Genomic DNA, 18,751 nt, shown 5'->3' on the forward strand with positions numbered 1-18,751 from the left:
TGGGCTCCGGCGCAAGGGGGTACGGCCGGGAGCGCGGGATGACTCAACGGCCGCGAGGACTCAGCGGCGGGGGTTCCGGCGACCGCTCAGGGACGCCAGCCGTACTGCTGCGGAATCCGCACATCGCCGCCCAGTTCGCGGGCGGCCCGCCGGGCCCAGGTGGGCTCGCGCAGCAGCTGGCGGCCGATCAGCACCGCGTCCGCCTCGCCCGCCGCGAGGATCTTCTCCGCCTGCTCGGGCTCGGTGATCTCGCCGACCGCCGCCACCGGCATCTCCGTCTCGCGCCGGACCCGGGCGGCGAACGGCACCTGGTAGCCCGGCCCGACCGGGATGGTCACACCGGCCGCGTTGCCCCCGGTGGAGACGTCCATCAGGTCCACACCGTGCTCGGTGAGGACGCGGGCGAGGGCGACGGTCTCATCGGGGGTCCAGCCGCCCTCCTGAAGCCAGTCGGTGGCCGAGACGCGGAAGAAGAGCGGGAGCTCCTCCGGCCAGACCTCGCGTACCGCGTCGACGACCTCGACGGCGAACCGGACGCGGTTGTCGAAGCCGCCGCCGTAGGCGTCGGTGCGGCGGTTGCTGTGCGCGGAGAGGAAGTTGCCGATCAGGTAGCCGTGGGCGCCGTGGATCTCGATGACCTGGAAACCGGCGGCGAGGGCGAGGCGGGCCGAGGCGCGCCACCGGTCGACGATCTCGTGGATCTCCTCGACGGTCAGCTCGTGCGGGACCTTCAGGCCCGGGTACGGCTCGGCGCTCGGGCCGACCGGCTGCCAGCCGTGCTCGTCGGGGCCGACCGGGCGGTCGCCCTCCCAGGGCCGGCTGGTGGACGCCTTGCGGCCGGCGTGGGCGAGCTGAATGCCGGGGACGGTGCCCTGGCTCTTGAGGAAATCGGTGAGCCGGCGCAGGCCGCCGGCCTGCGTCTCGTTCCACAGTCCGAGGTCGTGGGGGGAGATCCGGCCCTCGGGCGACACCCCGGTGGCCTCCATGATGATCAGCCCGGTGCCGCCCGCCGCCCGCGCTCCGTAGTGCTGGAAGTGCCAGTCCGTGGGCACGCCTTCGGCGAGGCCCGTGGGGGCGGCGGAGTACATGCACATCGGGGGCATCCACACCCGGTTGGGGATCGTGACGGAACGCAGGGTGTAGGGCTCGAACAGGGAACTCACAAAAACTCCGTACCAGGGGGTTGGGGGAGGCGGCACCGAGAGATGCCGACGAGGCGCATTAGCGGCGCCTCGCATATATCCTCGCCCGAAATAGACCGCGTATGCAAATAACGCTGCCCGGTCTGGCCCGCTCCGGTCCCGCCGCGTGTCGGCTCAGCGCCGTCGGCGCGCCGCGGGCATCAGCAGATCGCTCACCACCGGCAGGTGATCGGAGGCTTCGGGGTCCGCCGTGACCACCTCGGCGGCGAGCGGGCCGATGTCGTGGGAGGCGAGGAGGTAGTCGATACGGGCGTGCGGGTCGGCGGCGGCGTAGGTGAAGCCGTCACCGGTGCCGGCCTTTGTCCACACGTCGTCGAGCACACCGGTCAGGGTGCGGATCTCCGGGGCCTCGGACGTGGCGTTCAGATCGCCGACCAGGACGGTGCGCCCGGGGTCCGGCCCGAGGAGTTCGGCGATCCGGGCGGACTGCCGCTCGCGCTCCCGGCCGTCGTCGTGCTGAAGGTGCGTCACGGCGAAGGTGACGCGCGTACCGCCCACGTCCAGCGTGGCCCGGAGCAGACCGCGCTGCTCATGGCCGGGGACGAGCGGAAGGTGGGTGTTGGTCCAGGACAGGATCGGCCGGCGGGAGAGCACCGCGGTGCCGTACTGACGGCGCGGCCGGCCGGGCTCCTCCGGGTCCAGGTCGAGGTTGGCGCCGAAGGCGTACCGCATGCCCAGCCGCTCGCCCAGCCAGGCCGGCTGGTCGGCGAAGCCGCTGCGCCGCCAGTACCGGTCGACCTCCTCCAGGCCGATGACGTCCACTCCCAGGGCCTCGATCACCTGGGCGACGCGCTCCAGGTCCAGCACATCGGCCGGGCTCGCACCATGGTGGATGTTGAACGTGGCCACGCGCAGCCGCTCCTGCGCACCCGTGGCGGTCGCCGCCGCCCAGGCCGTCCCGGTGGCGGCGGTGGTGCCGAGGCCGATCGCCGCGGCGAGGAACCGGCGGCGGCCGGGAACGGTGATCAGGTGATCCATGCCGGTCAGCGTGCGTTCCGGTGCCGAACGTGGCCCCACGGCGCCGCGCTCACCGCGCCCGTACGTCCACCGTCCGGACGAGTCGCCGGCCTCACCGACGATCGAACTTGATCGGGTAGGACACGGTCGAGCGCGGCTCGGGCTGCTTCTTGTCGCCCGTCTTGTCGCCCTTCTCGCTCTGGAAGTGGACGGGATACCGGTCCTTCTGGTCCGACTCGCCGTCGCGGGTGTTGCCGTCACCGTGGTTGTTGATCCACAGGACCCCCGCCACGATCGCTCCGAACACCATCATCTGCTTCTTCTGCACGGGTCCCGACTCCCCCTCGGTCCACAGCTGCGCTCTCCGCGTCATCCATGGTGACAGCACCGACCCGCCGGACAACCCTCTTGGGACGCTTTGACGAAACATACGGCCCAGTGCATACTTATACCTACGACCGTATGAAACGTAAGGAGGGACCCGTGACCGAGCGCGTCGTACTCGCCTATTCAGGCGGCCTGGACACCTCCGTCGCCATTGGCTGGATCGCCGAGGAGACGGGTGCCGAGGTCATCGCCGTTGCCGTGGACGTCGGCCAGGGTGGCGAGGATCTGGACGTCATCCGTAAGCGCGCGCTCGCCTGCGGGGCGGTCGAGGCGGAGGTCGCGGACGCGAAGGACGAGTTCGCCACGGAGTACTGCCTTCCGGCGATCAAGGCCAACGCACTGTACATGGACCGCTATCCGCTGGTCTCCGCCCTGTCGCGGCCCGCCATCGTGAAGCACCTGGTCGCCGCCGCCCGCGAGCACGGCGCCGGGACCGTCGCCCACGGCTGCACCGGCAAGGGGAACGACCAGGTGCGGTTCGAGGCGGGCATCTCCTCCCTCGCACCGGATCTGACCTGCATCGCGCCGGTCCGGGACTACGCGATGACCCGGGACAAGGCGATCGCCTTCTGCGAGGCCAAGGGCCTGCCGATCGCGACCACCAAGAAGTCCCCGTACTCGATCGACCAGAACGTCTTCGGGCGGGCCGTGGAGACCGGCTTCCTGGAGGACATCTGGAACGCGCCGGTCGAGGACGTCTACGAGTACACCTCCGACCCGGCCACCCCGCGCGAGGCCGACGAGGTGATCATCACCTTCGACAAGGGCGTCCCGGTCGCGATCGACGGCGAGCCGGTCACCGTGCTCCAGGCCATCCAGCGGCTCAACGAGCGGGCGGGTGCCCAGGGCGTCGGCCGGATCGACATGGTCGAGGACCGGCTGGTGGGGATCAAGTCCCGGGAGGTCTACGAGGCCCCCGGCGCCATCGCGCTGATCACCGCCCACCAGGAGCTGGAGAGCGTCACCGTCGAGCGCGAGCTGGCCCGCTACAAGCGGCAGGTCGAGCAGCGGTGGGGCGAGCTCGTCTATGACGGACTGTGGTTCTCGCCGCTCAAGCGGGCGCTGGACGGTTTCATCGCCGAGGCGAACGAGCAGGTCTCCGGCGAGATCCGGATGACCCTGCACGGCGGCCGGGCCGTGGCCACCGGGCGCCGGTCGCGGCAGTCGCTGTACGACTTCAACCTGGCGACCTACGACACCGGCGACACCTTCGACCAGTCCCTCTCGAAGGGCTTCATCGAGATCTTCGGCATGTCCAGCAAGATCGCCGCGAAGCGGGACCTCCAGCAGTAGCCCGCGTATCCGCATACCATCACGGACCACCTCGCCTTCCCGCCGCACGGCGGGAAGGCGGTCGTACACCCACAGCACACCCACAGCACCACCCGACAGCATCACCCGCACAGCACCACCCCACAGCCTGAGGAGCAACAGCGTGAGCAACGGCAACAGCGGTGACGTCCGGCTCTGGGGCGGCCGCTTCGCCGACGGGCCGTCCGAGGCACTGGAGAAGCTCAGCGCCTCCGTGCACTTCGACTGGCGCCTGGCGCCGTACGACATCGCCGGATCCCGCGCCCACGCCCGGGTGCTGCACTCGGCGGGGCTGCTCACCGCCGATGAGCTGGAGCGGATGCTGGCGGGACTGGACCGGTTGGAGGCCGACGTCGCCTCCGGCGCGTTCACCGGCACCATCGCCGACGAGGACGTCCACACCGCCCTGGAGCGCGGTCTGCTGGAGCGGCTGGGCCCGGACCTCGGCGGCAAGCTGCGGGCCGGACGGTCCCGCAACGACCAGATCGCCACCCTCTTCCGGATGTATCTGCGCGACCACGCCCGGATCATCGGCGGGCTGATCGCCGACCTCCAGCAGGCCCTGGTGGGGCTCGCGGAGGCGCACCCCGACGTCGCGATGCCCGGCCGCACCCACCTCCAGCACGCCCAGCCGGTGCTCTTCGCCCACCACGTCCTCGCCCATGTGCAGGCGCTGTCGCGGGACGCGGAGCGGCTGCGGCAGTGGGACGAGCGCACCGCCGTCTCGCCGTACGGCTCGGGCGCCCTGGCCGGGTCCTCGCTGGGCCTCGATCCGCAGGCGGTCGCGGCCGACCTCGGCTTCGAGCGGGGTTCGTCCGCCAACTCGCTGGACGGCACGGCCTCCCGTGACTTCGTCGCCGAGTTCGCCTTCATCACCGCGATGATCGGCGTCGATCTGTCGCGGATCGCGGAGGAGATCATCATCTGGAACACGAAGGAGTTCTCCTTCGTGACCCTCCACGACGCCTTCTCCACCGGTTCGTCGATCATGCCGCAGAAGAAGAACCCGGACATCGCGGAGCTCGCCCGCGGCAAGTCCGGCCGGCTGATCGGCAACCTCACCGGGCTGCTGGCCACGCTCAAGGCCCTGCCGCTCGCGTACAACCGCGACCTCCAGGAGGACAAGGAGCCGGTCTTCGACTCCTGCGATCAGCTGGAGGTGCTGCTCCCGGCCTTCACCGGGATGATGGCGACGCTCACCGTCAACCGCGAGCGCATGGAGGAGCTGGCCCCGGCCGGGTTCTCGCTGGCCACCGACATCGCCGAATGGCTGGTGCGGCAGGGTGTGCCGTTCCGGGTGGCACACGAGGTCGCGGGCGCATGCGTCAAGGAGTGCGAGCGGACCGGCATCGAGCTCGACCAGCTCACCGATGAGCAGTTCGCGAAGATCTCCCCGCATCTGACGCCCGAGGTCCGCGGCGTCCTCAACGTGCCGGGCGCGCTGGCCGCGCGCAGCGGCCGCGGCGGCACCGCCCCGGAGGCGGTGCGGGCCCAGCTCGCGGAGGTCAAGGAGGATCTGGCGGCCCAGTACGAGTGGGCCGGCGCCAAGCGCTGAACGGGAGAGGTGGGGACGGCACCATGGGTTTCGAACGTCTTGCGGAGATCGCCACCCCTGAGGCGGGGACGGCCCGGATCGGGCTCGGCCTGGCCGCGGTCGGCCGTCCCGCCTACATCAACCTCGGCCGGGACCAGGACCTCCCGGCCGAGCGCCCGGTCGAGGTGATGCGGCAGCGCAGCCATGAGCTGCTGGACGCCGCGTACGCCGCCGGCGTGCGCTATCTGGACGCGGCGCGCTCCTACGGCCGGGCCGAGGAGTTCCTCGCCGACTGGCTGCGCGACCGGCCGGACGCCGCGCGCGAGGTGGTGGTCGGCTCCAAGTGGGGCTATACGTACGTCGCGGACTGGCGTACGGACGCCGAGACCCATGAGGTCAAGGACCACGGCGTCGAGCTCTTCGAGCGGCAGCGCGGGCTGACCGACGCGCTGCTCGGCGACCGGCTGGACCTGTACCAGATCCACTCGGTGACCCCCGAGAGCCCGGCCCTCACCGACCGCGAGTTGCACACCCGGCTGGCGGCGCTGGCCGCGGAGGGGGTGACGGTCGGCGTGTCCACCAGCGGTCCGCGCCAGGCCGAGGCGATCCGCGCCGCGCTGGCCGTGGAGGTCGACGGCCGGCCGCTCTTCCGCACCGTCCAGAGCACCTACAACCTGCTGGAGCCCTCGGCCGGGGCGGCGCTGGCCGAGGCCCATCAGGCGGGCCGGGCGGTCATCGTCAAGGAAGCCGTGGCCAACGGCCGGCTCACCGAGGCCGCCGGCGAGCGGCTGCCGGCGGCCCTGCGCGAGGTGGCCGAGGAGACCGGCGTCACCCCCGACGCCGTCGCCCTCGCCGCGGTCCTGCACCGCCCGTGGGTGACCGTCGTCCTCTCCGGCGCGGCCACCACGGCCCAGCTGCACGCCAATCTGGCCGCCGCCGGCCTGAGCCTGGACGAGCGTCAGGTGAGCGAGCTCGAACGGTTGGCGGAACCCGCCGAAGACTACTGGCGCCACCGCTCCGAACTGCCCTGGTCCTGATTCCCCGCTGGGGTCGTCGGTCCCCCGGCCCGGCGATGCCCGAGCAGGGCGTGCGAGGGGACGGGGGAGACGCAGGGAGGGGCTAGAGCGCGCTCAGGAACATCCGGACCGCGCGGGCGTACCCGCGCGGCGCGTCGTCGTGGATCCAGTGACCGCACCCGGCGAATTCGCGCAGCCGCGTGTTGGGGCGACGGGTGGCCATCTCGTGGGCGTGGCCCGGCGGCAGCAGCGGGCTGTGCTCGCCGCGCATCAGCAGCGCGGGGCAGGTGGAGCCCAGCCAGTCGTCCCAGAAGTCACCGCACATGGCCTGCTGGGACGCCATCATGTGGCTCGGCTCGAACAGCAGCCGCCAGCCGCCCGTGGGGTCCGGTTCGGCGCTGTCCAGGAAGTACGAGGCGTCCGGGATGCCCCGGGACTCGATGGCGGCGCGCAGGTTCTCCCGGTCCACGGCCCAGGTCGGCCAGCCGGAGACGTCGAGCACCGGATGGCTGACCACCGGACGGCCCGTCACCGCGCCGATGTCCTCGACGACAAGCGCGCTCACCAGGTCCGGATGGCGGGCGGCGAGGGCGTACGCGCCGACCGCGCCGGTGGAGTGGGCGACGACCGGGACCGGGCCCAGCCGCAGCTCCCGCAACAGCGCGGCCGCGTCGGCCACGTACTCGTCCAGCGTGAACGGGCCGCCGCCACCGGTCAGTCCATGGCCCCGCTGATCGAGGGCTATCACCCGTCGTTCGGGGGCGAGGGCGGCAGCCAGGGGCGCGTACATCCTGCCCCGGCCGAAGTGGCCGTGCAGGGCCAGAACCGGGGTACCCGGTCCGCCGAAATCGGTCAGGGCGAACCGCCGACCGCGCAGGATGACGAAGTCGGGGGAGGGCACGGTCATCGTGGTCACCCGGGGCACCATACTGGCCGGGATCGGCGGTGACCACCAGGGAGCGGAATCCCATCTTCCGCCTGTGCGCCGGACCATGCCCCTTCACCGGCGCGCCACGGTCCGCCGTGCCCCGCAATGCACCGGAACGCCAGCCGCCAGCCATCGCACCTTAGCCGGGCCCCGCGGCTATGACCGAGGCGACTTGGCGACTCGATCGCGGCGGCCGGCCGCGCCCCGGCCAGGCCAGGCCAGGCTCGGAAGGGGAACCCGGTGGCCCGGGATGCTCAACGCGGTGGCCCGGCCGCATGACCGAGGCGACCCGGTGGCTCGATCGCGGCGGCCCGCCGCGCCCCGGCCAGGCCGGGTTCGGAAGGGGAATCCGGTGGCCCGGGGTGCTCAACGCCTTGGCCCGATCGCATGACTGAGGCGACTTGGCGACTCGATCGCGGCGGCCCGCCGCGCCCCGGCCAGGCCAGGCCGGGCCTGAAGGGGGAAACGCGGCGGCCCGGACATACGGCCGCGGCGGTCCGGTATCCGGACCGCCGCGGCCGTATGGCGTGCGCTCGAACCCCTCAGGCGGCCGACTTGGCCTTCGTGGCGTACATGTCCACGTACTCCTGCCCGGACAGCCGCATGACCTCGCTCATCACCTCGTCGGTCACGGCCCGCAGCACATAGCGGTCGCGGTCCATGCCCTCGTAGCGGGTGAACTCCAGCGGCTCGCCGAAGCGGACCTCCACCCGGCCCGGCCGCGGCAGCCCCTTGCCGCCCGGCTGGATCCGGTCGGTGCCGATCATCGCGAACGGCACCACGGGCGCGCCGGTCATCAGGGCGAGCCGGGCGATGCCGGTGCGGCCCCGGTAGAGGCGGCCGTCGGGGGAGCGGGTGCCTTCGGGGTAGATGCCGAAGACCTTGCCCTCCTCCAGCACCCGGCGCCCCGTCATCAGCGCGGCGACGCCGCCGCGTCCGCCGTCGCGGTCCACCGGGATCATGCCGACGCCGGTGAAGAACCAGGCCATCAGCCGGCCCTTGAGGCCCTTGCCCGTGACGTACTCGTCCTTGCCGATGAAGAAGACCTGACGGTCACAGACCAGCGGCAGGATCATCGAGTCGATGAAGGTGAGGTGGTTCCCGGCGAGGATCACCGGGCCCGAGCCCGGAATGCGCTCGGCCCCCTCGACCCGTGGGCGGAACATCAGGCGCATCAGCGGACCGAGTACTGCCTTCAGAAACGCGAATCGGGACACGGGCCCTCCGGTCGGGGTCAAATTCTGGGGCGCGTCGCCGTGCGGTCCGTCAACCTCGTACCGCACCGTTGCGCCGATGAGGACGATACTCGCCGGTTGCGCTCCGGCGCACACCAGGTTCACCCACCTGATACGCAGTGTTGACCCACGTTCCCCGCGCGTTTCGCCCGAGGTCTCCCACGCGAAAGCCGCCCACGCCTACCATCAGCCCGTCTTCTGACCGGATTTAACAGGTGCTGAACAAGCGGTTGAACACCGTGTCGAACACCACATCAAGGAGTGCTCATGGAGCGGGAGCAACAGCCCGGACGGCGCGCCCTCCTGGGGGCCGCGGCCCTCGGCGCGGGAGCGATGGCGCTGGCCGGTGCGGGCACGGCGGTGGCCGCGGGCACGGAGGCGGGCGCCGCCTCGGGTGCGCCCGGCCGGAACCGTGAGCTGCCGGTGCCCACCGTCATCGGCCACCGCGGCGCCAGCGGCTACCGGCCCGAGCACACCCTCGGCTCGTACCAGCTCGCCCTGGACATGGGCGCGGACATCGTCGAGCAGGACCTGGTCCCCACCAAGGACGGCCATCTGGTCTGCCGTCACGAGAACGACATCACGGCCACCACGGACGTCGCCTCGCACCCGGAGTTCGCCGACCGCAAGACCACCAAGACGGTCGACGGCACGAAGCTCACCGGCTGGTTCACCGAGGACTTCACCCTCGCCGAGCTGAAGACGCTGCGCGCCAAGGAGCGCATTCCGGGCACCCGTCAGCACAACACCCTCTATGACGGCCGCTGGGAGGTGCCCACCTTCGAAGAGGTGCTCCAGTGGGCCGACCGCGAGGGCCGCAAGCGGGGCCGCCGGGTCTGGCTGTACGTGGAGACCAAGCACCCCACCTACTTCCGCAAGCTCGGGCTCGGCCTCGAGGAGCCGCTGGCGAAGCTGCTGCGCCGGTACGGCCGGCACAAGAAGGACGCGGCGCTGTTCCTCCAGTCCTTCGAGCCGAGCAGCATCCAGCGGCTGCGCAAGCTGGTCGACACCCCGGCGGTCGTGCTGCTGTCCACCATCGACAGCAGGCCCTGGGACTTCGTCGAGGCGAACGACCCGCGTACGGTCCGCGACCTGGTGGGGCCCGAGGGGCTGAAGTGGATCGCGAGCTACGCCCAGGGCATCGGCCCCGATCTGTCGGTCATCATCCCCCGCACGTCCGACGGCAAGCTCGGCACGCCGACCAGCGTGGTGAAGGACGCGCACGCGGCGGGGCTGGTCCTGCACCCGTACACCGTGCGCGCCGAGAACACCTTCCTCCCGGCCGACTTCCGCCGGGGCAGCGACCCCAACGCCTACGGTGACGCCTTCGGAGTGTTCAAGGCATACTTCGAGACCGGAATTGACGGGATCTTCTCCGACAACCCGGACACCGCGCTCCTCGCGGCGGCGGACTTCCGCAAGTAACGCACACGCACGACAGAAGTGACCGCGGGGCCGCGCGAGCGTCAAGGCGCGGCCCCGCGGCCTCCCCGGTCGGGTGACGAAACCGCCCCCCGGCAACCACCCCGCGACCGGGCCTCGTCCCGCCCGGCATGGACCTTGTGAAGCAGCTGGGCCCGCTGCTGGCCGCCGAGGCGGCGGCCGAGGCGCACGGCGTCGGCGTCGAGCCCGCGGAACTCGAACAGGCCGTCTGGCTACGGCTGCTGGAGCGTACCCGCGACACCGGGCCGCCGCCCCACCCCGCCCGCTGGCTGCGCTGCGCCGTACGGGCCGAGGTGCGCGGGGTCAGGCGCCGGGCGCGCCGCGAGGTGCCGTACGACCCGGTGGGCGGTGGCCCGCCCAGCGGCCCCGAGCCCCGCCCCGCCGAACACGCCGTGCTGGCCGCGGAGACCCGCCGGACGCTGCGCGCGGCGGTGCGGCGGCTGCCCGGCCGCTGCCCCGCGCTGCTCGCGGCGATGCTCTCCCGCTCCGATCCCACGTACCGCGAGATCGCCGGGCAGTTGGGAATGTCACAGGGGAGTCTGGGCCCGGTACGTTCCCGATGTCTGAGTTGCCTGCGCAGAATGCTCACGGCGGAGGTTGCGGCTCCTGAACCGTGGGGAAAGGAGCGATAGACAACCGGCGCCTCGGAGGCGGACGCCGATCGGCGGCGCCTCCACCCAGGCCATGAACCCCGGTCGCACTCCTACCCTCAAGGCGACCGGCGGAACCGAGAAAAGGGGAGGCATGCGCACATGGGCATGAGCGTGACCATCTCCGCGGCGACCGCGGACGACGCCGAGCAGATCCTGAAGCTGCAGTATCTGTGCTACCAGGGCGAGGCGGAGCTCTACGGCGACTACTCCATCGAACCGCTGACGGAGTCGCTCGACGACCTGCGCGCCGAACTGAGCGAGGGCTGCGTGCTCGTCGCCCGGCTCGGCGCGGAGGTCGTCGGCTCGGTCCGCGGGGCCGTCGACGACAAGGGGACCGCCGCCATCGGCAAGCTGATCGTCCACCCGCGCATGCAGCGGCACGGCCTGGGCGGGCGGCTGCTCGCCGCGATCGAGGAGCGGCTGGCCGGGGAGCGGGCCGCCAAGCGGTACCGGCTGTTCACCGGCCACCGCAGCGAGGGCAATCTGCGGCTGTACCGCCGTTACGGCTACGCCCAGGTGGGCACCGAGGAGGTCAACCGCCGGCTGAGCCTGATCACCCTGGAGAAGGACGCCGCGGCCAGCGCGTACGCCGCGAGCGCTTAGGCGGCGGCCTGACACGGTCGATCGCCGGCCGGGCCGGGAGCCCGTCCCGGCCGGCGATCGAGGACCAGGGACCGGGGCGGCACCCCGGCAGGCTCGTGGCGGCGCGGACCGGCCCCCGCGACGCCGCGTCCGGTTAGCCCCGCCGGGCCCGTCGCAGCCACAGCAAACCCGTGACCGGCAGGAAGACGGGGATGAACAGATAGCCCATCCCGTAGTCGGACCACACCGTCTGGTCGGGGAAGGCCGAGGGGTCGGCGAGGGTCCAGGTGCCCACGGTCAGCACCCCCAGCAGCTCCGCCGCACAGCACACGAACGCCGCCTTGCGCGCGCCCTCGCCGCCGCGCACCAGCGAGACCGTGATGAACGCGTACACCACGGCGGAGACCGCCGAGAGGATGTAGGCGAGCGGGGCCTCGTGGTACTGGGCGATCAGCTGGTAGACCGAGCGGGACGCGGCGGCCACGGTGAACACCCCGTAGAGCATCACCAGCAGCCGCCCGGGGCCCTGGCCCAGTCCGGTGCGCCGCTCAACCGTTCCGGTGTCCTCAGCCACCGACGCCTCCCCAGATGTCGTACAGCCGCACCTCGAGCACGGCCAGCACCACGGCCGCCGCGGAGACCGTCGCCGACCCCCAGCGGGTCCGCTCCGCGAGCGACATGAACGCCGCGATCGGCACCGCGAGCGCCGAGCCGATGAGATACGCCACAAAGATCGCCACACCCTGCTGGGGGTCGTCACCGCCCGCCAGCCGCACCACTCCTATGATCAGCTGCACGATCGCCAGCACGGCCACCACGGCCATGCCGATGAAGTGCCAGTCCTTGGTCGGCTGGTCCCGGTAGGCGGCGAAACCGCACCAGGCGGCGAGGAGGAGCGCGGTCACACCGAGCGCGACCGTCAGCGCGTCGATCAACGGGACCTCCGCGCGGTGCGGCGGCGCACCCGACGGCGGCGCACACAGGGAGTGACAGGCATGGGACGAGGGTAATCGGCCCGGCCGGCCGCGCTGCGCCCGGCCCCGCGCCCCGGAGCGTTCCCCACTCCCACGTACGCTGCGGCCCATGAAGATCTCCGCTGACGCACTGTTGTTCGACAACGACGGAACCCTCGTCTCGTCCCTGGACTCGGTCCTGCGCTGCTGGACCCGCTGGGCCGAGGAGTGCGGGATCGCCGCGGAGGACTTCGCCCGGGTCGAGCTGCACGGCCGCCCGGCCGACGACATCATCGCCGACCTGCTCCCCGCCGACCGCCGCCCCTGGGCGCGGGCGCGCATCGACGAGCTGGAGCTGGCGGACGTACCGGGCGGGGTGAAGCTGCTCCCCGGCACCGCCGAGCTGCTGGCGGGGCTGCCCGCCGGGCGCTGGGCCGTGGTGACCTCGGCCAACCGCAAGCTGGCCGAGGCCCGTCTGGTCGAGGTGGGAATCCATCCGCAGACGCTGATCAGCGCCGATGACATCACCCGCGGCAAGCCCGACCCCGAGCCCTTCCTGCTGGCCGCCGAGCGGCTGGGAGTCGACCCGGCGCGCTGTGTGGTCTTCGAGGACGCCCCGGCCGGGCTCGCGGCGGGCCGCGCGGCCGGGATGCGGACCGTGGCCTTGGCCACAACGACCGACCGGAGCGAGCTGGCCGCCGACATCGTGGTCGAGGACCTGTCGGCCGTGTCCGCACAGGTGATCGACGGGGAAGACGGGACAGTGGAGATCACCGCCTGTCTCTGAACGTTGCCCCCGGTGCCCCTCCGAGCCGTCCACGGACCGATACGCCGTGTCCGTTATGCGGGCATGCTTGATGGGTCCGCACCGGTGTCTGCTTTACTTGCAGCCATGACCACGACGAGCTGCCGCACCCTTGCGACCGAGGCGATCCGCGCGCCCGGTGCTCGTTGTCGGTGTCGAATGTGTGACAGCTGAGGGCCCCTGCCCGCGCCTCGCGCCCCGAAGCGAGACCCGCTGAGCCGGACCGTGCGCCAGACGGCGCCCGACCGGACCCGCCCCGCGTCACCGGAACCCGGAACCGCGCCCACACGCCGCGCGCCCTCGGGTTCGCCCTGCCGCGTTCCGCAATGAACGAGCCGTGCCCGGCGGCACCAACCGCCGTGCACTCAACAGTGACGGAATCCCTGTGATCACCACCACGGACCTGACCAAGGTCTACCGCTCACGAGGCCGCGAGGTAACCGCCCTCGACGGCGTCGATCTGCACGTCCGCGAGGGTGAGGTGTACGGCGTCGTCGGCCAGAGCGGCGCCGGGAAGTCCACCCTCATCCGCTGTGTCAATCTCCTGGAGCGCCCCACCTCCGGCACGGTCAGCGTGGCCGGTCAGGACCTCACCGCGCTCGCCGGGCGGGGACAAAGGGCGGGCTCCGCGCTGCGCCAGGCGCGCAGCCGCATCGGCATGGTGTTCCAGCATTTCAACCTGCTCTCCTCGCGCACCGTACGGGACAACGTCGAGCTGCCCCTGGAGATCCTCGGCGTCTCCGGCAAGGAGCGCACCCGCAAGGCCCTGGAACTGCTGGACCTGGTGGGTCTGGGCGACAAGGCGAAGGCGTACCCGGCACAGCTGTCCGGCGGCCAGAAGCAGCGCGTCGGCATCGCCCGCGCACTGGCCGGCGACCCCAAGGTGCTGCTGTCGGACGAGGCGACCTCCGCGCTCGACCCCGAGACCACCCGCTCGATCCTCCAGCTGCTGCGCGACCTCAATGAGCAGCTGGGCCTGACCGTGCTGCTCATCACGCACGAGATGGACGTCGTCAAGACCATCTGCGACTCGGCCGCGCTGATGCGCGACGGGCGGGTGGTGGAGTCCGGCAAGGTCACCGAGCTGCTGGCCACGCCCGGCTCCGAGCTGGCCCAGGCGCTCTTCCCGGTCGGCGGGGTGCCCTCGGGCGAGGACCGCACGGTCGTGGACCTCACCTTCCAGGGCGAGGCGGCCACCAAGCCGGTCATCTCCCAGCTGTCCCGTACGTACAACATCGACATCTCGATCCTGGGCGCCGCGATGGAGACCGTCGGCGGCCACCAGGTCGGCCGGATGCGGATCGAGCTGCCCGGCCGGTTCGAGGAGAACGTCGTCCCGATCGGCTTCCTGCGCGAGCAGGGCCTCCAGGTCGATGTGGCGGGGGTCGCCGACGGCCCGCGCGCGAACCCGACCCCGCTGCTCAAGGAGGGCGCCAAGTGACCTGGTCCGAGATGGAGCCCCTGCTGGAACAGGCGTGTTGGGACACCCTCTACATGGTCGGCTGGTCGGCGCTGATCGCCGTCGTCGGCGGACTGCCGCTGGGCGTGCTGCTGGTCCTCACCGACCGGGGCGGAGTGCTCCAGAACGTCGTGGTGAACAAGGTCGTCGGGCAGATCGTCAACATCGCGCGCTCGATGCCGTTCATCATCCTGATGGTCGCCCTGATCTCCTTCACCCGCCTGATCGTGGGCACCACCATCGGCCCCGAGGCCGCGATCGTGCCCCTGGCCATCGGCGCCATCCCCTTCTACGCCCGGCTCGTGGAGACCTCGGTGCGCGAGGTGGACGGCGGGCTGGTGGAGGCCGTGCAGTCGATGGGCGGCTCCACCTGGACCGTCGTCCGCAAGGTGCTGCTGCCCGAGTCGCTGCCCGCGCTGATCTCCAGCGCCACCACCACGATCGTCGCGCTCATCGGCTACTCCGCGATGGCCGGCACGGTCGGCGCCGGCGGCCTGGGCGACCTGGCGGTCCGCTACGGCTACCAGCGGTTCGAGACCGACCTGATGTGGATCACCGTCGCCATCCTCGCCGTGGTCATCTCCGTCATCCAGTTCGCGGGCGACCTCGCCGCCCGCGCCCTGTCGCACCGCGGCCGCTCCTCGGTCGTCCCGCGGCTGGTGCTGCTGCGCGGCCGGGCGACGACCGAGGAGCGGCCCGGAAAGCCCGCCGCGGTCCCGGCGGCGCGAGAGGCCGGGCCCGCCGAGGCCACACCCGTGGAGCCGACCAAGGTCCCCTGAGCCCCCTCCCGTCCCCCCAACCTCCCGTCCGTATCCCGCTTCGGCACCCGCGGCGGATCCGTGCGCCCCAGAAGAAAGGCACTTTTCGTGCGTAACACCACCAAGACCGTCACCACCGTCCTCGCCGCCGGCGCGCTCGCCCTCGGCCTCACCGCCTGCGGCGCCGGCTCCTCGGGCGACAAGAACGGCGCCCTGGTCGTCGCCGCGAGCCCGGTCCCGCACGCGGAGATACTCAACTACGTCAAGGACCACCTGGCCGACAAGGAGGGCCTCAAGCTCGACGTCAGAGAGTTCACCGACTACAACACGCCGAACCTCTCCACCCAGGACGGCTCGGTCGACGCCAACTACTTCCAGAACCAGCCCTTCCTCGACGACTTCAACAAGAAGAAGGGCACCGACATCGTGCCCGTCGTCACCGTGCACCTCGAGCCGCTCGGCCTCTACTCGCACAAGGTGAAGAAGGTCGACGAGCTGGGGAAGGGCGCCACCGTGGCCGTCCCGAGCGACACGGTCAACGAGGCCCGCGCGCTGAAGCTGCTGGACACGGGCGGCGTCATCAAGCTCAAGAGCGGCGTCGGCAACGAGGCCACCCCCAAGGACATCGCCGAGAACCCCAAGGGCCTGAAGTTCAAGGAACTGGAGGCCGCCCAGCTGCCGCGCTCGCTCGACGACGTGGACGCCGCGGTCATCAACGGCAACTACGCCATCGAGGCGGACCTCAAGCCCGCCAAGGACGCCATCCTCCTGGAATCGGCCAAGAACAACCCCTACGCCAACTTCCTGGCCGTGAAGAAGGGCAACGAGGACGACCCGCGCGTCAAGAAGCTCGCCAAGCTCCTCACCTCCCCCGAGGTCAAGAAGTTCATCAAGGACAAGTACCAGGGCTCCGTACTGGCGTCTTTCTGATCCCCGGGTCTTTCCGCTCCCCGGCACACCGATCCCCGGCGTACGCGCACCCCACGGCCGTGATCACCTCGACAATGCCGTGATCACCGCAACGATTACGCCAACGTTCCAGCCGCCGGCGGATTCCCGAGGCTCCGCATCCGCACCCCAGCCGGATGCGGAGCCTTCCGATTCACCCCCCGTGCTGCATTTCATCTGCGCGATGCTGCATGCTGGGCCTCTCCACGATCCCGAAACGACTTCCGGTTACGGAGCGGCGCATGACATCCACTTTCCCGGACATCTCCATCAGCACGGAACGGCTGGTGCTGCGCCCGTTCGAGGAAGCGGACGTACCCGCGCTCGCGGACATGATGAACGACGAACTCGTCATCGCGTGGACCAGAGCGCCCTACCCGTACAGCCTCGGCGACGCCAGAGACCAGGCACTGCGGCTCGCTCCGGCGGAACGCACCACCGGCCGCGGCATCGTCTTCGCGGTCGCCGAGTTCCTCACCCAGCGGCTGGTCGGACTGGTGCATCTGCACAACACCGACTGGCGGCTGCTGGCCACCGAGGCCCACTACATCACCGCCCCCTGGGCGCGCGGTGAGGGCTATGCCTCGGAATCGGTGCTGGCCGTGGCCCGCTGGCTGTTCCAGGACCAGAAGTTCGAGCGGCTGGAGCTGCGCACCGCCGCCGGCAACACCGCCTCCCAGCAGGTCGCCCAGAAGATCGGCTGTATCAGCGAGGGCGTGCTGCGCAACGCCTGGATAGCCCGCACCCAGACGGAGGACGGCGGCTGGACCGATATGCGCACCGACCTCATTGTCTGGAGCCTCCTCGCCGAGGACCTCGACGGCGCCCCCGACCGGAACTCCGGGCCCGAGGGCTTCGGCGTCTACCCCAGCTACTCCGACTGGGCCTGACGCCCCCTCGCCCGCACTCCGCCGGGGCCAGGGCCTCCGACGGATCTCCGCGGCTGACGGAGATACGTCAGAAGGACCCTGGATCCGGTGCGTTCGCGCCCTCCGCTCCCTCGGCGCACCACCCCGTGCCCGCCCCCGCTCCGGAGGTCCGGACCAGCCGGGGTACTCTCTCTCCGCGCTGAGCGCCCGCGACTCGGCCCGCACCCAGGACCGCGACCCGCGCATCGGTGGCGCACCGGCCGCGACCCGCCCGTGACCCCTCACGAGCACCCCCCCGCGACGCCCGCACCCGACAGACCCGACCCACCACGCACAACCCACCACGCACAGGGGAGAACAAGGACGATGGCCGACCGCGTCACGGTGATCGGTTGGGACGGCACCCCGCTCACGGACGCGGCCCGCTCCGCCCTCGGCGCGGCCACCCTCGTGGCCGGCGCCGCCCACCACCTGGCGCTGCCCGAAGTCCCGCCCGGCGCCGAACGGATCCGGCTCGGCAGCGTCGACCTCGCGGCCCGCAGGATCGCCCAGCACCGTGGCTCCGCCGTGGTCCTGGCCGACGGCGACCCCGGCTTCTTCGGCGTCGTCCGCGCCCTGCGCGCCCCCGAGCACGGACTCGAGGTCGAGGTCGTCCCCGCCGTCTCCTCCGTCGCCGCCGCCTTCGCACGGGCCGGGATGCCCTGGGACGACGCCCAGGTGGTCGTCGCCCACAGCCGCGATCTGCGCCGCGCCGTCAACGTCTGCCGCGCCCACACCAAGGTCGCCGTGCTCACCTCGCCCGGCGCCGGCCCCGCCGAACTCGCACTGCTCCTCGGCCCGGTCCACCGCACCTTCGTCATCTGCGAGGCCCTGGGCACCGAACGCGAGCGGGTCACCGTCCTCACCTCCGACAAGGCCGCCGACCACGCCTGGCGCGACCCCAACGTCGTCATCGTCATCGGCGGCTCCGGCGCCACCCCCGCCCCCGGCGGCCCGTCGGCCGGTGCCGCCCGCGGCGCGCTGTCGGGCGGCGGCTGGATCGCCGGACACGACCCCGGCTACCCGGGCGCCGTCCGCGGCTGGGCGCTGCCCGGACCCGCGTACGCGACCGTGCTGGGCGAGAGCGAGTCCCCGCAGCTGCGCGCCCTCCAACTCGCCCGGCTCGGCCCCCGCCTGGGCGACCTGGTCTGGGACATCGGCGCGGGCAGCGGCGCGGCCGCCGTCGAGACCGCCGGGTTCGGCGCCGCCGTCATCGCCGTCGACCGCGACCCGGACGCCTGCGAGCGCACCGCCACCCTCGCCCGCCGCTTCGCCGTACAGCTCCAGGTCGTCCAGGGTGTCGCCCCCGAGGTGCTGGAGGACCTGCCGGAGCCGGACGTGGTGCGGATCGGCGGCGGGGGCGCGTCCGTGGTGGCCGCGTGCGCCGCGCGCCGCCCCGAGCGCATCGTCACCCACGCCGCGACCCGCGACGAGGCGGAGGCCATCGGCGCGGCGCTGGAGGACGGTGGCTACGCCGTCGAATGCGTGCTGTCGCAGTCCGTCGAGTTGGACACCCGGGGCTGGACCGAACGGGAGCGCGCGGTCGCCTTCATGCTCTGCGGCCACCGCCCGCACCAGTGATTTTGTCCTTGTGACGTTCGCCCTGAGCTTCGCCCCGGTGACCTGCTCGGGGCATCGCGCGGGGTAGGCTGGCGGATCGTTGTACTGCCAG

General features: G+C 71.9%; 19 protein-coding genes. 12 read left to right on the forward strand and 7 right to left on the reverse strand.

Annotated elements, in window-relative coordinates:
• Nucleotides 1-86: 86 nt before the first annotated feature.
• The 3 genes from N6H00_RS32570 to N6H00_RS32580 all read right to left on the reverse strand — a co-directional run bounded on the left by N6H00_RS32570 (nucleotide 87) and on the right by N6H00_RS32580 (nucleotide 2,532).
• Nucleotides 87-1,163: an NADH:flavin oxidoreductase/NADH oxidase gene (locus N6H00_RS32570; protein WP_268975415.1), complete on the reverse strand. Its 1,077-nt coding sequence runs from the start codon at nucleotides 1,161-1,163 to the stop codon at nucleotides 87-89.
• A gap of 153 nt (nucleotides 1,164-1,316) precedes the next feature.
• Nucleotides 1,317-2,180, reverse strand: a complete 864-nt coding sequence (locus N6H00_RS32575) for an endonuclease/exonuclease/phosphatase family protein (protein ID WP_268975416.1) — start codon at nucleotides 2,178-2,180, stop codon at nucleotides 1,317-1,319.
• Between the two features lie 91 nt (nucleotides 2,181-2,271).
• Nucleotides 2,272-2,532 (reverse strand): hypothetical protein, encoded by a 261-nt coding sequence (locus N6H00_RS32580; protein WP_268975417.1) that lies wholly within the window; start codon nucleotides 2,530-2,532, stop codon nucleotides 2,272-2,274.
• A 110-nt stretch (nucleotides 2,533-2,642) separates the two neighbouring features.
• Between N6H00_RS32580 and N6H00_RS32585 the strand changes: the two genes are divergently transcribed.
• The 3 genes from N6H00_RS32585 to N6H00_RS32595 all read left to right on the forward strand — a co-directional run bounded on the left by N6H00_RS32585 (nucleotide 2,643) and on the right by N6H00_RS32595 (nucleotide 6,428).
• On the forward strand, nucleotides 2,643-3,839 hold the full coding sequence (locus N6H00_RS32585) for an argininosuccinate synthase (protein ID WP_268975418.1): 1,197 nt from the start codon (nucleotides 2,643-2,645) through the stop codon (nucleotides 3,837-3,839).
• A gap of 142 nt (nucleotides 3,840-3,981) precedes the next feature.
• The gene (gene argH, locus N6H00_RS32590; RefSeq protein WP_268975419.1) at nucleotides 3,982-5,412 is read left to right on the forward strand and encodes an argininosuccinate lyase; all 1,431 of its coding nucleotides are present in this window, start codon (nucleotides 3,982-3,984) and stop codon (nucleotides 5,410-5,412) included.
• A gap of 23 nt (nucleotides 5,413-5,435) precedes the next feature.
• Nucleotides 5,436-6,428, forward strand: a complete 993-nt coding sequence (locus N6H00_RS32595) for an aldo/keto reductase (protein ID WP_268975420.1) — start codon at nucleotides 5,436-5,438, stop codon at nucleotides 6,426-6,428.
• Between the two features lie 82 nt (nucleotides 6,429-6,510).
• Here N6H00_RS32595 and N6H00_RS32600 read toward each other — a convergent pair whose 3' ends face one another.
• Both N6H00_RS32600 and N6H00_RS32605 read right to left on the reverse strand, forming a co-directional pair.
• On the reverse strand, nucleotides 6,511-7,314 hold the full coding sequence (locus tag N6H00_RS32600; protein ID WP_268977206.1) for an alpha/beta fold hydrolase: 804 nt from the start codon (nucleotides 7,312-7,314) through the stop codon (nucleotides 6,511-6,513).
• Nucleotides 7,315-7,877: 563 nt separating this feature from the next.
• Nucleotides 7,878-8,552, reverse strand: coding sequence for a lysophospholipid acyltransferase family protein (locus tag N6H00_RS32605; protein WP_432280671.1), 675 nt, complete (start codon nucleotides 8,550-8,552; stop codon nucleotides 7,878-7,880).
• Between the two features lie 285 nt (nucleotides 8,553-8,837).
• Here N6H00_RS32605 and N6H00_RS32610 point away from each other — a divergent pair, with 285 nt between their 5' ends.
• The 3 genes from N6H00_RS32610 (at nucleotide 8,838) to N6H00_RS32620 (ending at nucleotide 11,269) form a co-directional block, all read left to right on the forward strand.
• Entirely contained in the window at nucleotides 8,838-9,995 is a 1,158-nt protein-coding gene (locus N6H00_RS32610) for a glycerophosphodiester phosphodiesterase (protein WP_268975421.1), read from the forward strand.
• A gap of 128 nt (nucleotides 9,996-10,123) precedes the next feature.
• The gene (locus N6H00_RS32615) at nucleotides 10,124-10,645 is read left to right on the forward strand and encodes a sigma-70 family RNA polymerase sigma factor (protein ID WP_268975422.1); all 522 of its coding nucleotides are present in this window, start codon (nucleotides 10,124-10,126) and stop codon (nucleotides 10,643-10,645) included.
• Nucleotides 10,646-10,765: 120 nt separating this feature from the next.
• Nucleotides 10,766-11,269: a GNAT family N-acetyltransferase gene (locus N6H00_RS32620; protein WP_268975423.1), complete on the forward strand. Its 504-nt coding sequence runs from the start codon at nucleotides 10,766-10,768 to the stop codon at nucleotides 11,267-11,269.
• A gap of 133 nt (nucleotides 11,270-11,402) precedes the next feature.
• Here N6H00_RS32620 and N6H00_RS32625 read toward each other — a convergent pair whose 3' ends face one another.
• Together N6H00_RS32625 and N6H00_RS32630 are read right to left on the reverse strand one after the other, a co-directional pair.
• The gene (locus N6H00_RS32625) at nucleotides 11,403-11,822 is read right to left on the reverse strand and encodes a hypothetical protein (RefSeq protein WP_268975424.1); all 420 of its coding nucleotides are present in this window, start codon (nucleotides 11,820-11,822) and stop codon (nucleotides 11,403-11,405) included.
• The gene (locus tag N6H00_RS32630; protein WP_268975425.1) at nucleotides 11,815-12,183 is read right to left on the reverse strand and encodes a hypothetical protein; all 369 of its coding nucleotides are present in this window, start codon (nucleotides 12,181-12,183) and stop codon (nucleotides 11,815-11,817) included. The genes N6H00_RS32625 and N6H00_RS32630 overlap by 8 nt, the downstream gene beginning before the upstream one ends.
• 148 nt (nucleotides 12,184-12,331) lie before the next feature.
• Between N6H00_RS32630 and N6H00_RS32635 the strand changes: the two genes are divergently transcribed.
• The 6 genes from N6H00_RS32635 (at nucleotide 12,332) to cbiE (ending at nucleotide 18,660) form a co-directional block, all read left to right on the forward strand.
• The gene (locus N6H00_RS32635) at nucleotides 12,332-12,988 is read left to right on the forward strand and encodes an HAD-IA family hydrolase (protein WP_268975426.1); all 657 of its coding nucleotides are present in this window, start codon (nucleotides 12,332-12,334) and stop codon (nucleotides 12,986-12,988) included.
• A gap of 403 nt (nucleotides 12,989-13,391) precedes the next feature.
• Nucleotides 13,392-14,447, forward strand: a complete 1,056-nt coding sequence (locus N6H00_RS32640; RefSeq protein WP_268975427.1) for a methionine ABC transporter ATP-binding protein — start codon at nucleotides 13,392-13,394, stop codon at nucleotides 14,445-14,447.
• Nucleotides 14,444-15,244 (forward strand): methionine ABC transporter permease, encoded by an 801-nt coding sequence (locus tag N6H00_RS32645; RefSeq protein ID WP_268975428.1) that lies wholly within the window; start codon nucleotides 14,444-14,446, stop codon nucleotides 15,242-15,244. The genes N6H00_RS32640 and N6H00_RS32645 overlap by 4 nt, the downstream gene beginning before the upstream one ends.
• A gap of 87 nt (nucleotides 15,245-15,331) precedes the next feature.
• Entirely contained in the window at nucleotides 15,332-16,153 is an 822-nt protein-coding gene (locus N6H00_RS32650; RefSeq protein ID WP_268975429.1) for a MetQ/NlpA family ABC transporter substrate-binding protein, read from the forward strand.
• A 260-nt stretch (nucleotides 16,154-16,413) separates the two neighbouring features.
• Nucleotides 16,414-17,061 (forward strand): GNAT family N-acetyltransferase, encoded by a 648-nt coding sequence (locus tag N6H00_RS32655; RefSeq protein ID WP_268975430.1) that lies wholly within the window; start codon nucleotides 16,414-16,416, stop codon nucleotides 17,059-17,061.
• Nucleotides 17,062-17,406: 345 nt separating this feature from the next.
• Nucleotides 17,407-18,660, forward strand: a complete 1,254-nt coding sequence (gene cbiE / locus N6H00_RS32660; protein WP_268975431.1) for a precorrin-6y C5,15-methyltransferase (decarboxylating) subunit CbiE — start codon at nucleotides 17,407-17,409, stop codon at nucleotides 18,658-18,660.
• Nucleotides 18,661-18,751 lie beyond the last annotated feature (91 nt).

The sequence above is a fragment of the Streptomyces sp. S465 genome (genome assembly GCF_026898115.1).
Taxonomy (GTDB): Bacteria; Actinomycetota; Actinomycetes; order Streptomycetales; family Streptomycetaceae; genus Streptomyces; species Streptomyces luomodiensis.

Coding starts and splice junctions, on each gene's coding strand:
- N6H00_RS32575 (WP_268975416.1), bottom strand. CDS start 2,180: ATGGATCACCTGATCACCGTTCCCGGCCGCCGCCGGTTCCTCGCCGCG.
- N6H00_RS32580 (WP_268975417.1), bottom strand. CDS start 2,532: ATGACGCGGAGAGCGCAGCTGTGGACCGAGGGGGAGTCGGGACCCGTG.
- N6H00_RS32595 (WP_268975420.1), top strand. CDS start 5,436: ATGGGTTTCGAACGTCTTGCGGAGATCGCCACCCCTGAGGCGGGGACG.
- N6H00_RS32600 (WP_268977206.1), bottom strand. CDS start 7,314: ATGACCGTGCCCTCCCCCGACTTCGTCATCCTGCGCGGTCGGCGGTTC.
- N6H00_RS32610 (WP_268975421.1), top strand. CDS start 8,838: ATGGAGCGGGAGCAACAGCCCGGACGGCGCGCCCTCCTGGGGGCCGCG.
- N6H00_RS32615 (WP_268975422.1), top strand. CDS start 10,124: ATGGACCTTGTGAAGCAGCTGGGCCCGCTGCTGGCCGCCGAGGCGGCG.
- N6H00_RS32620 (WP_268975423.1), top strand. CDS start 10,766: ATGGGCATGAGCGTGACCATCTCCGCGGCGACCGCGGACGACGCCGAG.
- N6H00_RS32635 (WP_268975426.1), top strand. CDS start 12,332: ATGAAGATCTCCGCTGACGCACTGTTGTTCGACAACGACGGAACCCTC.
- N6H00_RS32655 (WP_268975430.1), top strand. CDS start 16,414: ATGACATCCACTTTCCCGGACATCTCCATCAGCACGGAACGGCTGGTG.
- cbiE (WP_268975431.1), top strand. CDS start 17,407: ATGGCCGACCGCGTCACGGTGATCGGTTGGGACGGCACCCCGCTCACG.